The sequence below is a fragment of the Treponema brennaborense DSM 12168 genome, assembly GCF_000212415.1.
Classification (GTDB): domain Bacteria; phylum Spirochaetota; class Spirochaetia; order Treponematales; family Treponemataceae; genus Treponema_F; species Treponema_F brennaborense.
The window spans coordinates 1,730,536-1,743,922 of record NC_015500.1 but is presented as its reverse complement, the minus strand read 5'-3'; the positions used below and the strand labels follow the sequence as shown (position 1 = coordinate 1,743,922).

The following is a 13,387-nucleotide window of genomic DNA, read 5'->3' as shown; positions in this document are numbered from 1 at the left end:
GAAAAATGAGAAATAACTAGTTATAACCGGTTATTACTTCAGCGATTTTTGGAAAAAAATAAAAAATATTACGGATTGTCGTTAAAAATATATAATTTTAAAAAATAATTTTGTTATTTGTATAAAGTTCGAGTAATTCTTTTTTATTTTGAATGCCGAGTTTCTGGAATATTATTATCATTATCTGCTTTATGGAACTTTCACTTTTATTTCGATTCATACCTATATTTTTATATTGCTGCCCGTTCAGAACGCATTTGAGAATATCCAATTCTTCTTCTGTTAATTCCTTTTCGCTCAGCTTGATTTTTTTATTCTCACCGGCAAAATATAATTCAATTTTTTCCCTGAACAGGAAATACATAAAAGTAAAAAAAATAATGACGAAAAGTCCGTCCAAAAGAGATTCTGCAAGAACTCTCGTACCGAACCGCAAAAGCGCCAAATTACTGGTACACAACAGACCTAATATGGCGAGCGCCTTGATTTTTTTGTGGTAGGTAAAAAAGCCCTGATTGTAGGCGAACGTCATACCGAGCAGAAACATCAAGTATCCGTTCGTTCTGCCTTTATCCATAATACTCAAAATTCCCCACAGACAGCACATAAACGCGTAAATATACAGATTCTGCGGATAAAAAATGAGTATTACGGATGCGAACATCGATAAAATACACAGCATTAAATTTACCGATCCTGCTATAAAATACTTAGGTTTTTGAGGTAAAAAAAATGCTATGTTCCATAATAAGACGATCGTCCAGATAAATAAACACGCAACTGCGATCAATCGCCATATTACTTTTTTATCAAGATCCATTGCGACTCTAGTTTTCTGTATCGGTTGATTCCCATGCTTCAGCGGGATTCTGAACAAATTCGCGTAAAGCGCTGCTCGGGTTACTGCCGATTGAACTCAGTAAATCCCGTTCCATCGACTCGAAATTCCATGAACCGTCGTTCAGCGGATTGTAAATGTGATGCTGCGCATCGTACGACTTACTTTTTTCATATCCGCGGATCATAGTCAGCGCAAGCAGGCTCATTCCCTGATCGATCACGGATTTTTTCCCGCCTTTAAAAGATGAAAGCAGCCGTAATCGTGCGTATACGGATTCGTTATCGGCGGGAGTATGGTCACCGATAACGGCTCCACCGCGCAGTTCCGTTACGTAAATTGCCAGATGTGCGAGGGCGGTGCGTTTTGCGTCGTCGCATTCGGCTGCAAAAGGCAGCGCCGCGATGAGCTTTGCCGTTTGATTTTTTTGAAAAGCTTCCTTTTCCTTTGCTGAAAACCGGAATGTTTCGCAGATGCAGTTGCACAATTCCGTCCACTGCAGCTGCCGTACGTTCGCGCATACACTTGTTCCAATGTCTCTCATGATGAACCCCTTGTAAATAATTTGTTATATTATAAAGTCGAATTGAAAATAAATCAATCTTTATTGACTTCCAAATACTCAAAAAGAATACATTTTCACAGGATTCTGCGTAAAGGTAAGTTTTTATGGTTTTATCAGATTGCTTCCATATAAAACCGAAATTCAGCCGTTTTATGACCGATTGAAAAACATCTCGTGCGGAAACCGAAATTTCCGTTCCCTTACTTGACACATTGCCGCCGTTTCTGTTATTATCACTAGCGTTAGTTAACTTGGTGCCTGTAGTTCAGGGGTAGAGCACCAGATTGTGGATCTGGTTGTCGTGGGTTCGAAACCCACCAGGCACCCCTCAACGGGTACGTTTGCTAGACACGCGTTCGTAGCTCAGCTGGATAGAGCAACGGACTTCGAATCCGTAGGTCGCACGTTCGAACCGTGTCGGACGCAACCCTGTCAGTAGTTTTTCGGGCCATTAGCTCAGCTGGTAGAGCAACAGACTCTTAATCTGTGGGTCGCAAGTTCGAACCTTGCATGGCTCAACGAAAACGACTTGCAGCTTATTTTAATCAATAAGCTGTAAGTCGTTTTTTTTTTGCGTTCGTTCTTTTGCGGATGCCGCGTTGCCGGATTTCGCCGGAACGGGATGCCGTCTTGTCAGCATCCCGCTTGCTGGAACCGTCCGGTTACGCCATCTGATTGATCGCGCTCACAACTGCCGCGATGCCTGCGCGCCCGATGTTGGAACTTTTGCTGCAGCCCCAGTATTTTGCGCCGTTTTCCGTCGTAATTTCGATATAAGCCATCGCGTCGGTGTCGGAACCTGAACCGACGCTGTGTTCGTGAAACGCACTGATTGAAAATCGCGGAACCGGAGTCGAACGAAGCGCTGCGACGAACGCGTCGAGCGGTCCGTTTCCTTTTGCACCGATTGCGTGCGTTTTTCCGTTCCAGACAACCGACGCCCGGCACATAACCTGTGCGCCACCCGCGTCGGCGTCGGAACCGCCTTCAAGATGCGTTTCGGCCAGATCGAGGATTTTGAGCGGTTCGTTTTTGGCAAGCCACTGCCGGGCGAATATATCGTAGATTTCGGCCGGCGTCACTTCGCGCTGCAGCGTGTCCGCCGCTGCCGTGATTACCGCGCCCACCGCCGGATGCATTGCTTTCGGCAGGAAAATACCGTAATCCTGTTCCAGTATCCACGCCGAACCGCCTTTGCCGCTCTGACTGTTGATGCGGATGATTTCTTCGTATTCGCGGCCCACGTCGTGCGGGTCGATCGGCAGGTACGGAACGTCCCAGTATTCGTCCGGCGCCATTTTTGCACGCGCCGCCATTCCTTTGCGGATTGCGTCCTGATGCGAACCGGAAAACGCGGTGAAAACCAATTCCCCTGCGTACGGATGCCGCGGATGAATCGGCATACCCGTCAGTTTCGTGTACGCTTCGGCAACGGCACCGATTTTTGAAAAATCGAGTTCGGGATCCACCCCCTGCGTGAACATGTTGAGCGCCACCGTTACGACGTCGAGGTTGCCGGTGCGCTCTCCGTTGCCGAACAGCGTTCCTTCAACCCGATCGGCACCGGCGAGCAACGCCAGTTCGCAGCTGGCAACGCCTTCTCCGCGGTCGTTGTGATTGTGCAAACTTATTATAACCGAATCGCGGTCGCTGATGTGTTCCGCGAAATATTCGATCTGATCCGCGTGAACGTTCGGCGTGGCGCACTCTACGGTGGTCGGCAGATTCAGGATGATTTTCTTTTCTTTCGTTGCTCCCCATTCATTTTTGACCGCTTCGCAGATTTCAACGGCAAAATCGATTTCCGTGTTTGAAAAACTCTCGGGGGAATATTCAAGGCGGATGTCGGTTCCGGCGGCCATCGGCAGACAGTTTTTGACGCAGCGCACTCCGTCGATTGCAATTTGCACGATTTGCTCTTTGGTCATGTTGAACGTGTATTTCCGCTGTGCGGGAGACGTCGAATTGTAAATATGGAAAACGGCGGATTTTGCACCTTTCAGGCATTCAAACGTTTTTTTGACCAAATGTTCACGCGCCTGGCACAACACTTGTATCGTTACGCCGTCGGGGATGCGATTTTCTTCTATAAGGCGGCGCAGAAAATCGTATTCGGTCTGAGACGCACTCGGAAAGCCCACTTCGATTTCCTTGAATCCGACTTTTACCAGTAAATCGAAGAACGCGAGTTTCTGTTCTACGTTCATCGGCACGGCGAGCGCCTGGTTACCGTCCCGTAAATCGACCGAACACCATACCGGTGCGTGCGTAATTTCGTTGTCCGGCCATTTTCTGTTTTTGATCGGAATTTTTCCGAATGCCTTGTACTTTGATGCATGTTCCATTTATCGCTGTCCTCCTTGCAGACTGCCGATGCGCATATAAAAAAAGCCCGCTGCCTCCAAAGCAGCGGGCTGTAAGTCCTATGATATAGAAACTATAACTCAGCTCGTACACTTCGCCGGCAGGCATGAGAAAAAGAGTGTAGTAGTAGTGAAGCTGCTGTATAATTCATAAAGAAAGTATACGGCGATTACAATGTTTTTGTCAAGATGTGAAACTAGGCGGCGGTACCGTTGTCGATGGCATTGTCAGCAAAAGCAGCAAAGGCCGTTCCGCCAGCGTCGTCGGCATTATTATCACCGGCGCAGGAATTCCTGCTTTCCGTAATGCTTCCGTTTGATTAAAACACGATTTACGCGTATACTGTCCGGTATGACACATACTCAGAACGATTTGAACAAAGGCGATTCGTACCGCGGTTTCGACGTGGTAGACTGCGTTGACGTTTCCGATTATTCGGCAGCGGGCATCTGGCTTCGGCATCGGAAAACCGGCTTGGAAGTGTTTCACCTGCAGTGTGCGGATGAAGAGAACCTGTTCGCGTTCGCGTTCAAAACACCGCCGAAAGATTCCACCGGAGTGGCGCATATCCTTGAACATTCCGTTCTGTGCGGTTCCGAACGTTTCCCGCTCAAGGATCCGTTCCTTCGGCTCGCGAATCAGAGCGTTAAAACGTTCCTGAACGCCATGACTTTTCCCGATAAAACGGTGTATCCGGCGTCTTCGATTTCCGAAACCGATTATTTCAATCTGATGGACGTGTACGGCGACGCGGTGTTTTTTCCGCTTTTAAAAGAATGGACGTTCGCCCAGGAAGGTCATCGGCTCGAATTAGACGATTCGGGCGCCGTGTCGCTCCAAGGGGTCGTGTATAACGAAATGAAGGGGTGTTATTCGAGTTTCGATACCATTGCGGCCGACAAAGCGGTGCGGAGCGTCCTGCCTCATACTGTGTACGATCTCGATTCGGGCGGCGATCCGGCTGAAATTCCGCTTTTAACGTACGAAGCGTTTTGCGCCTTTCATCGGGAGCAGTACGCGCCGGATAAATGCCTGCTGTTTCTATACGGGAACATTCCGACGCGTCGGCAGCTCGATTTCATACAGGAACGTTTTTTGGATCGCTTCGAGCAGCGCGGATTCGTTCCGGCTTCCGTATCCGGAGCGGCTGCCGCTGCCCGTACGCTTTCTTCAGCCGGTGCGGATTTTGCGCCGCCCGAGCCGTTCAAAGCGCCCGTATATCGGGAATTCCCGGCGCCTGCTGCGGAAAACGGAAACGACGGCGCGACGGTTACCGTAACCTGGTTTACCGGCGATTCGTCCGATCCGGTGCAGTTTATGGAAACGGTGTTTCTGTCTGAAGTGCTGATGGGACACGACGGCTCTCCGCTCGTTAAAGCCCTGCTCGAATCGGAATTGGGCGACGATATCGCGCCGAATTACGGCGTAGACGGTGAGATGCACTGGACGCTGCTTACCGCCGGATTGCGCGGCGTGCCGCGCGGCAAAGCGGCGCAAGTCGAATCGGTAATTACGGGTGTACTGGAAAACCTGTGCAGCGGCGGCATTGATGCGGCCGATATCGAAGCGGCGGTTATGTCCGTCGACTTTTCCCAGCGGGAAGTGCGCCGTTCCGGAGGACCGTATTCGCTCATACTCATGCGCCGCTGTCTGCGCGGGTGGCTGTACGGAAAACCGCCGTATCATACGATTTCAAACCGCCGTGCGTTCGATGAAGTGAAAAAACGCATCTCATCCGATCCCGATTACGTGTGTGCTCTTATCCGCAGACTGCTGCTTGAAAACGCGCACCGTTCTCTGGTGTGCGTGTATCCCGACGAATCGTTTACGGCGGAACGCGAAGCCGCCGAACGCCGGCTTGCCGAACGGCTCGCGCGCGCCGTTCCCGAAGAATCGATACGCCGGGCCCAGACCGAGCTGCACCGCATTCAGCAGACGGCGGATTCCGCCGAAGCGTGTGCGCTCATTCCGCATATAAAACCTTCGGATCTGACGGTCAAAATAGATCGCATAGAAACGGTTCGGACCGTCTGCGCCGCCGGCGTGCCGCTGTTTTTGAATACGGAACCGACGAACGGTATCGTGTATCTCGAAGCGGGATTTCCCGTCGATTCGATTGCGCCCGCCGATCTGCCGCTTTTGCCGCTGTTCGCCGCCGTCGTTACGAACGTCGGTTTCGGCGGAAAATCATGGGCGCAATCCGCCGCGCAGGTGGCGCTCAAGACGGGCGGATTCGGTGCGAGTCTGTTTACGTCGGGTACGCCCGAGTCGGCGTTGTCTGCGGACCCGGCGGATCCCGTGATAGGGCGGAGCTGGCTGTTTTTCCGCGTTAAGATGCTTACCGAATATGCGGACGACGCGCTCGCGCTTTTGGCGGATTGCCTGCGCACGCCCGATTTTTCCGATGTAAAACGCCTGCGCGATCTTGCCGCCGAATTCCGCAACGATATGATCGCGTCGGTGATTCCTTCCGGCAACGAGTACGCCGCGTCCCGCGCTTCGTGCCGGTTCAGTCCGTCGAAGGCGCTGGATGAAATATGGAACGGCTTGTCGCAGGTGTTTACCGCGCAACGGCTTGCGGACGCAGAACCGGATTTTCTGCCGCGCGCGTTCGGCCGAATCATGGCGGCACTGCGCCGATCGGGCACCGTTCTGCACGTGACGGCCGACGAACCGGGCGTTCTTGCGCTTCGGCAGCGGCTCGACGCTTTTGCCGCCGCGTGTGATTTGCTGCCGCCGTCTGCGCCGGTACCGTACGCTGCGGCGGAACTGTACGCGCTGACCGACATCCCCGCATCCGCCGCCGCGTACGACGGTGAATCTTGCAGTATCTCCGATTCTGCTGCGGGCGCTTCACACGACGCTCCCGTTTCGCACCGTGCGGAATCCGGCGGACGTGCGGCGCACCGTGCGGCGCACCGTGCGCTTGAACAGTTTACGGTCTCGGCTCAAGTCGGTTTTGCCGCCGCGGCCTGCAAAGCGAGTGCGTACGGCAGCAAAGAAGCCGTTCACGACAGTGTGTTCGCCCATTGGCTGACGAATTCGGTGCTGTGGGAACGGATCCGCACGGTCGGCGGGGCGTACGGAGCGTTCGCCTGGTCAGACGCGATAGAACGGGTGTTTACGTTCGCTTCGTACCGTGATCCCAAGCCGCTTCATTCTCTGGACGTTTTCTCGCAATGTCTTACGGAGGCCTCGGATACGCTGCTTGACGGCGAAACGCTGGAGCGGATCGTTACCGGATGCTACAGCAAGGAAGTGCAGCCGCGTTCTCCGTCTTCCCGCGGCTTTACCGGTTTTCTGCGCTGCCTGTACGCGCTGACGGACGATCAGCGCGAGCGTAAAATAAAATGGCTGCTGTCCGTTTCCGCATCCGACGTTAAAGCGGCGGCGATTCGGCTTTCTGCGGCGGAAACGGAATGTACTCGCGCAATAATTTGCGGAAAAAACACGGAAAAGACTGGAAAAATTATTGATTTGCCGGTATAATGACTTTGGCTATTTGCTAAAGGTTTAGGTGGTTGTTATGGACAAGCGGTTAAAAGAGTGCAGTGAAAAATTAAGAAGACTCGTATCGGACGTTCAGGGTGCTCCATATCCGGGATCTTTGGAAAGTGAATTATATACGATTTGGTATGAACATATTCAGCAGATTGCCGTTGAATGCTTTGAATTTCTCGATGAGAATTTTCCGAAAGAGCAGGAAGATATTTCCAAATCAATAAATAAAATTTTCTAAAAACTCATTTATTATCACCGGATTGCCGATAATAAATCTGCAATTCAAAAAATATCTGTCGGGTGGGTATAAATGGTGAAAAGTATCCTGAAAAGAAGCGGTTTCAGCAAGTGCCGGTATGTTTTTACCGGATATCAGTTGGAAACCGGTGAAATTGCGTCATTTTTTATTGAATTGGACATATTGAATCCTGCCGTTTCTCCGGAAACCGTGCAGAGTAATCTGTGCACGGTTGCTGCCGTTTCCGATCCGTCTTTATACGCTTCGGCGGCTTCAACACCCGCCGCCGTTCCTTCGTATTTCGTTATTCGTGCCGGTATGTACGGCAGCGGCGGCTGCCGTTTTGAATCGTTTAATCCCACCGGTCTGTTGACCGTTTCAAAAAAAGAATTAAGACTTTCCTGCGGCTCGTGTACGTTCGGTTATACCGAATCGGCGGGTTCCGTTTCCGATCCGGTTGCGGGAACGATGTCGTGGAATTTACGGATGGAAAAAAACACGGATCGCGTGCCGGTTACGTTGCAGCGAGATGTGAAATGGAACGTTGTCGGTATGAGAACGGTGTTTTCCGGCAGCGTTACGGTTAACGGCGCGGAGTGGATTGTCAAGCCGTCCCTTTCAAACGGGTACTCCGATTTGCTGTGGGGCAAAAATTATCCCGAGCCGTTTTTCCATCTTTCCGGTTCCCGGCTGCAAAGTCTGATTTCCGGAAAATTGCTGGAAAATTCGAGCTTTGCCGTTCAGGGCGTGTGCGCCGGCACGGCGGCTGTTTTTGCGGATTTTGAAACCGATGACCGCGTTCAGCGCGTTTCGTACGTACAAAAACGTGAAAAAGTCCGGTTTAACTGTACGACCGTCGACTCGAACGTCCATTGGACGGTAAGTGCCGAAAATAAGAATTTCCTGCTCGATATCGACGTATATTGCGACGCTGCGCAGATGATGCTGCGCAAATACGAGCTTCCGTTTGCTTCAACCGCTGAACTGCACGTGCTCGGCGGCGGCGCGGGTATCGGCGAAATCAAATTGTACCGCCGCGGCCGCAAAAATCTGGAACTTATCGAATACGCAAAACTTGAACACGCGTTTTGCGAATACGGCAGTATCGATACCGCGCCGTAGCGGTGCTTCCTCCGGCTCTTCTCCTTACCACGGATTCGTTTTTTTACTTCCTTTACCGAAAAATTTGAATTTCGGCGGTTTCATGCGTATTTTAAAAGTATGAATTACGATCAATATACAATCAAAGCGCAGGAAGTGCTGCAGAATGCAAGCACGCTTGCCCAACAGAACGACCACAGTGAAATCGGAACGGAGCACCTGCTCGTTGCGCTGCTTCAGCAGAAAGACGGCGTCGTACCGCCGCTCGTTGAGCGGATCGGTTTTTCTGTCTCCCGGTTGATCGAAGATACGCAGCAATTACTTGACACCTATCCTCGTATCAGCGGCGGAGCTCAGATAAGCCTGTCTGCGGAGGCGGCGAAAATCCTTGCGAAAGCGGACAAGGAGGCCGCTTCGCTCAAAGACGAATATCTTTCTACTGAACATATCTTTTTGGCTATAGCAGGATCGGACGGACGCTGCGGTGAATTACTCAAAAAAAACGGCATCACTCGCAACGCGATCCTCGATGCGCTCAAAGCGGTGCGCGGAAATCAGCGCGTTACGAATCAGGATCCGGAATCGACGATGCAGTCGCTTGAAAAATACTGTCGCGACTTGACCGCTCTTGCCCGGCAGGAAAAAATCGATCCGGTAATCGGGCGCGATGAAGAAATCCGGCGCGTCATGCAGGTATTGTCGCGGCGTACCAAAAATAATCCGGTTCTGATCGGCGAACCCGGCGTCGGCAAAACGGCAATCGTCGAAGGACTCGCCCGCCGTATCGTTTCGGGGGACGTTCCCGAGAGTCTCAAAAATAAACGGGTTCTATCGCTCGATTTGGGCGCGCTCGTCGCGGGAGCCAAATTCCGCGGTGAATTTGAAGAGCGCCTGAAGGCCGTTATCGGTGAAGTGCAGAAATCCGAGGGACAGATAATTCTGTTTATAGACGAGCTGCATACGCTCGTCGGCGCCGGTGCGTCTGAAGGTTCAATGGATGCGTCGAATTTGCTGAAACCGGCGCTTGCCCGCGGAGAACTGCGCGCGATCGGAGCGACGACGCTCGACGAATACCGTAAATATATCGAAAAAGATGCCGCTCTTGAACGCCGTTTCCAGCAGGTGTACTGCGCCGAACCGTCCGTCGAAGATACGATTGCCATTTTGCGCGGTCTGAAAGAAAAATACGAAGTGCATCACGGCGTCCGAATTCGCGACGACGCGCTCGTTTCCGCCGCCGTGCTTTCAAATCGGTACATCACGAATCGGTTCCTGCCGGACAAAGCGATCGATCTCGTGGACGAAGCGGCCAGCCGGCTCAAAATGGAAATCGAAAGTCAGCCGACTGAACTTGATCAAGTCGAACGGCGCGTGCTGCAGCTCACGATCGAAAAACAGGCGCTTTCCAAAGAAAACGACGTCGCTTCAAAAGAACGGCTCGCCAAACTTGAAAAAGAACTGGCGGAACTTTCTTCCAAGCGCGACGCGATGAAACTCCAGTGGGAAAACGAAAAAAAAGAGATCGGCGAGAGCCGCAAGCTCAAGGAAGAGCTTGAGCAATTGCGGATTGACGAAACGAAATATACCCGTGAAGGTAATTTCAATAAAGCAGCCGAGATTAAATACGGTCGGATTCCCGAAATCGAAAAAAAACTGGAAACGGCGGCGGAAAAAGCCGAAAAGGAAAAAAGCGACGGCAGCGACCGGACGGCGCTTTTACGGCAGGAAGTTTCCGAAGAAGATATCGCGCGCATTATTGCGACCTGGACGGGAATTCCGGTCAGTAAAATGCTTGCCGGTGAAAAACAGAAATATCTGGAACTTGAAAACGTCCTGCACAAGCGCGTAATCGGACAGGATGAAGCGGTGAACAGCGTTGCGGACGCTATCCGCCGCAATCGTGCGGGACTTTCGGATGAAAATCGTCCGCTCGGCAGTTTCCTGTTTATCGGACCGACGGGCGTCGGTAAAACGGAACTTGCAAAAACGCTCGCGGATTTTCTGTTCAACGATGAAAAATCGCTTACCCGTATCGACATGAGCGAGTATATGGAAAAATTCAGCGTGAGCCGTCTGATCGGCGCACCTCCCGGATACGTAGGATACGACGAAGGAGGTCAGCTCACCGAAGCAGTCCGCCGCCGTCCGTACAGCGTCGTGCTGTTCGACGAAATCGAAAAAGCGCATCCGGACGTGTTCAACGTATTGCTTCAGGTGCTTGACGACGGGCGTCTTACGGACGGGCAGGGGCGTATGATCGATTTCAAAAATACGATCATCATTATGACGAGCAATCTCGGTTCCGATTTGATTTTGGAAGCCGACACGAGTGAAAAATTGAACGCGATAAAACCGCAGCTCGATTCACTGCTCAAATCGACGTTCAGACCTGAATTCCTGAACCGGATAGACGAAGTCATTACGTTCACCCGTCTTGATAAATCGAATATCGCCGCGATCGTTCGAAACCAAATAGAGCGCGTTGCAAAACGGCTCGAAGAGCGTCGCATTACACTGATCGTAAAAGACGACGCGATCGGATTTCTTGCGGACGTCGGTTACGATCCGCTGTTCGGCGCGCGACCAATCAAACGTTCGATTCAGGCGTATTTGGAAAATCCGCTTGCAAAAGAGATTTTACAGGGAAAATACGGCGAAGATTCGACCGTGACGGTTACGCGTGCGCCCGGCGGCAGCGGATTGGCTTTTTCGTCGTAGCGTGGTGATCAGACAAGGTGCCCGATTCGCCAATTTCCTTCCGGGGAAAGTATGTTCGACAGATACGGCAAAACGACGTTCAGCTGTTCTTCGAGCTGATACGGCGGATTGATGATCAGCATTCCCGAACCGTACAGGCGCGGCGTACCCGGTTCGGGTTCCTTTTCCGGCGCGACGCATAATTCGGCGCAGATAACGCTGCTTTCGCCGAGTTTTGCGGCGGCGGAGCGTACGCCGCCGGTGATCGTTGCTTTAAGCTGCTGCAGTTCCCGACGGCGGTGAAAAAGCAGCGGATACCACAATGCCATAATACCCGTGTTCCATTTCCGGTGTGCCTGCACCAGCGCCGCCGCCGCGTCCGTATAATCGCCGTCCGTTTCGTAACTCGGATCCGTCAGGATCAATCCGCGTTTAACGAGCGGCGGAACGGCCGCGTTCAGCAGCGCAAATCCGCTCGTATGCCGGACGGTTGGTATCGGAAAGCGGTCGGAATCCGCCGCAGTATCCGTTTCCGCGGCAAGCGGCCGGCATTGCACGGTTCCTTTGAGTACTTCTATTTCAGTCGTGTGCAATTCCGATAAAAACAGTTTATCCGTGCGGCGCATCAGGCTGCGCATGATTTCAGGCGAGCCCGGATACATTCCGTGCGCGGCGTACGTTCGGCACAGGTTCACGTACCTTTCCAATTCGGCCGGTACGCTGTCAGCGGCAAGCAGCCGCTGCACGCCGCGGGCGGCTTCTCCTGTTTGAGCGAGACGCTCGTCGTCCAATCGATACGCGCCGGCCCCTGCGTGCGTATCAAACGCGGTGAACGGTTTGTCTTTTTTCAGCAAACTTTCAAGAATCAATACCAACGTACCGTGTTTCAGCACGTCGGCATGATTTCCCGCGTGAAAGGCGTGTCTGTAGCTGAGCATTATTCTGCTGCCGGCGCGATACGGTCGATTTCGGCAAGTTCCTCATCGGTAAACGACGTGTTTTGGATGATTTTTATATTTTCCGTAATTTGTTCCGGTTTCGACGCGCCTATGAGGACGCTCGTTATCGCGCCGTCTCTCAGAATCCATGAAAGCGCCATCTGTGCGAGCGTTTGTCCGCGCCGCCGCGCGATATCGTTCAGCGCCCGTATCTGGGCAAGCCGTTCTTCCGTCAGGTCCGATTCATGCAGGAATTTTCCGCTTACCGCGATTCTGCTGTCTGCCGGAATACCGGTTAAATATCGGTCCGTCAGCAACCCTTGCGCGAGCGGACTGAACGTAATGATGCCGCAGCCGGCTTTTCGGGCTGCTTCTTTTAAATTGTCCTTTTCGATTTGCCGGTTGAAAAGGGAATACCGTACCTGATTGATAACGAACGGACAGTTCAAGCCGGCAAGAATCGCCGCCGCTTTTTTCGTATGTTCCGCATCGTAATTTGAAATGCCCGCGTACAGCGCTTTGCCGCTTTTTACCGCCTGAGCGAGCGCACCCATGCTTTCTTCCAGCGGTGTTTCGGGATCCATCCGGTGATGATAGAAAATATCTACGTAGTCAAGATTCAATCTGCGCAGGCTCTGATCAAGACTTGCAAGCAGATATTTTCTGCTGCCGTGGTCTCCGTACGGTCCGGGCCACATCTCGTATCCCGCTTTAGTCGAGATGATCAGTTCGTCCCGATACGGGCGAAGATCCGTATGCAGAATTTTTCCGAAATTTTCTTCGGCACTGCCGGGAGGCGGTCCGTAATTATTGGCAATATCGAAATGGGTTACGCCGTTGTCAAACGCGGTAAAACACAGCGCTTTCATGTTTGGCATACTTGCGCTGCTGCCGAAATTGTGCCAAAGTCCTAATGACAGCATCGGCAGTTTGAGACCGCTTTTCCCGGAATAGGCGTATTTCATTGTTTCATAACGTTTTTGTGATGCCAGATAATGCCGGGAAGTCATTTCCGGAGTAATATCGATAGTCATAATTTCTCCTCACAGATAATCGTTCGGGTTTTGCACGCCGTAAATTGCCGGGGCGCCGGAACGTATTTAAGTATAAACCGATTTCATGAAAACTGCCATATATTTTATTAC

At 51.8% G+C, this 13,387-nt stretch carries 9 protein-coding genes and 3 tRNA genes; 7 read left to right on the top strand and 5 right to left on the bottom strand.

Translation table 11 applies throughout. From position 1 onward, the window contains the following. Nucleotides 1-97: 97 nt before the first annotated feature. Nucleotides 98-664 carry a helix-turn-helix transcriptional regulator gene (locus TREBR_RS07605; RefSeq protein ID WP_169310628.1) on the bottom strand — a complete coding sequence of 189 codons (567 nt, stop codon included), beginning with the start codon at nt 662-664 and terminating at the stop codon, nt 98-100. 163 nt (nt 665-827) lie between these two features. After that, nucleotides 828-1,382, bottom strand: coding sequence for a hypothetical protein (locus TREBR_RS07600; RefSeq protein ID WP_013758606.1), 555 nt, complete (start codon nt 1,380-1,382; stop codon nt 828-830). Between the two features lie 275 nt (nt 1,383-1,657). On the opposite strand from TREBR_RS07600, the gene TREBR_RS07595 reads away from it, so the two are divergent. From TREBR_RS07595 to TREBR_RS07585, 3 genes are all read left to right on the top strand, one after another. Beyond that, nucleotides 1,658-1,729 (top strand) — tRNA-His (locus TREBR_RS07595). Between the two features lie 26 nt (nt 1,730-1,755). After that, nucleotides 1,756-1,829: transfer RNA gene (locus TREBR_RS07590), tRNA-Arg, on the top strand. A 19-nt stretch (nt 1,830-1,848) separates the two neighbouring features. Continuing rightward, nucleotides 1,849-1,921 (top strand) — tRNA-Lys (locus tag TREBR_RS07585). A 144-nt stretch (nt 1,922-2,065) separates the two neighbouring features. Here the strand turns inward: TREBR_RS07585 and leuA are convergent. Beyond that, nucleotides 2,066-3,748 (bottom strand): 2-isopropylmalate synthase, encoded by a 1,683-nt coding sequence (gene leuA, locus TREBR_RS07580; RefSeq protein ID WP_013758605.1) that lies wholly within the window; start codon nt 3,746-3,748, stop codon nt 2,066-2,068. Between the two features lie 370 nt (nt 3,749-4,118). Here leuA and TREBR_RS07575 point away from each other — a divergent pair, with 370 nt between their 5' ends. From TREBR_RS07575 to clpB, 4 genes are all read left to right on the top strand, one after another. Next, the gene (locus tag TREBR_RS07575) at nt 4,119-7,256 is read left to right on the top strand and encodes an insulinase family protein (protein ID WP_013758604.1); all 3,138 of its coding nucleotides are present in this window, start codon (nt 4,119-4,121) and stop codon (nt 7,254-7,256) included. 37 nt (nt 7,257-7,293) lie between these two features. After that, entirely contained in the window at nt 7,294-7,506 is a 213-nt protein-coding gene (locus TREBR_RS07570; protein WP_013758603.1) for a hypothetical protein, read from the top strand. Between the two features lie 72 nt (nt 7,507-7,578). Next, complete coding sequence (locus TREBR_RS07565) at nt 7,579-8,628, top strand: hypothetical protein (protein ID WP_013758602.1); 1,050 nt, start codon at nt 7,579-7,581, stop codon at nt 8,626-8,628. A gap of 99 nt (nt 8,629-8,727) precedes the next feature. After that, complete coding sequence (gene clpB, locus TREBR_RS07560) at nt 8,728-11,325, top strand: ATP-dependent chaperone ClpB (RefSeq protein ID WP_013758601.1); 2,598 nt, start codon at nt 8,728-8,730, stop codon at nt 11,323-11,325. An 8-nt stretch (nt 11,326-11,333) separates the two neighbouring features. Here the strand turns inward: clpB and TREBR_RS07555 are convergent, their stop codons facing one another. Both TREBR_RS07555 and mgrA read right to left on the bottom strand, forming a co-directional pair. Beyond that, on the bottom strand, nt 11,334-12,242 hold the full coding sequence (locus tag TREBR_RS07555; protein ID WP_013758600.1) for a 23S rRNA (adenine(2030)-N(6))-methyltransferase RlmJ: 909 nt from the start codon (nt 12,240-12,242) through the stop codon (nt 11,334-11,336). Next, complete coding sequence (gene mgrA, locus TREBR_RS07550; protein ID WP_013758599.1) at nt 12,242-13,276, bottom strand: L-glyceraldehyde 3-phosphate reductase; 1,035 nt, start codon at nt 13,274-13,276, stop codon at nt 12,242-12,244. Before mgrA ends, TREBR_RS07555 begins: the two co-directional genes overlap by 1 nt. Nucleotides 13,277-13,387: the final 111 nt, after the last annotated feature.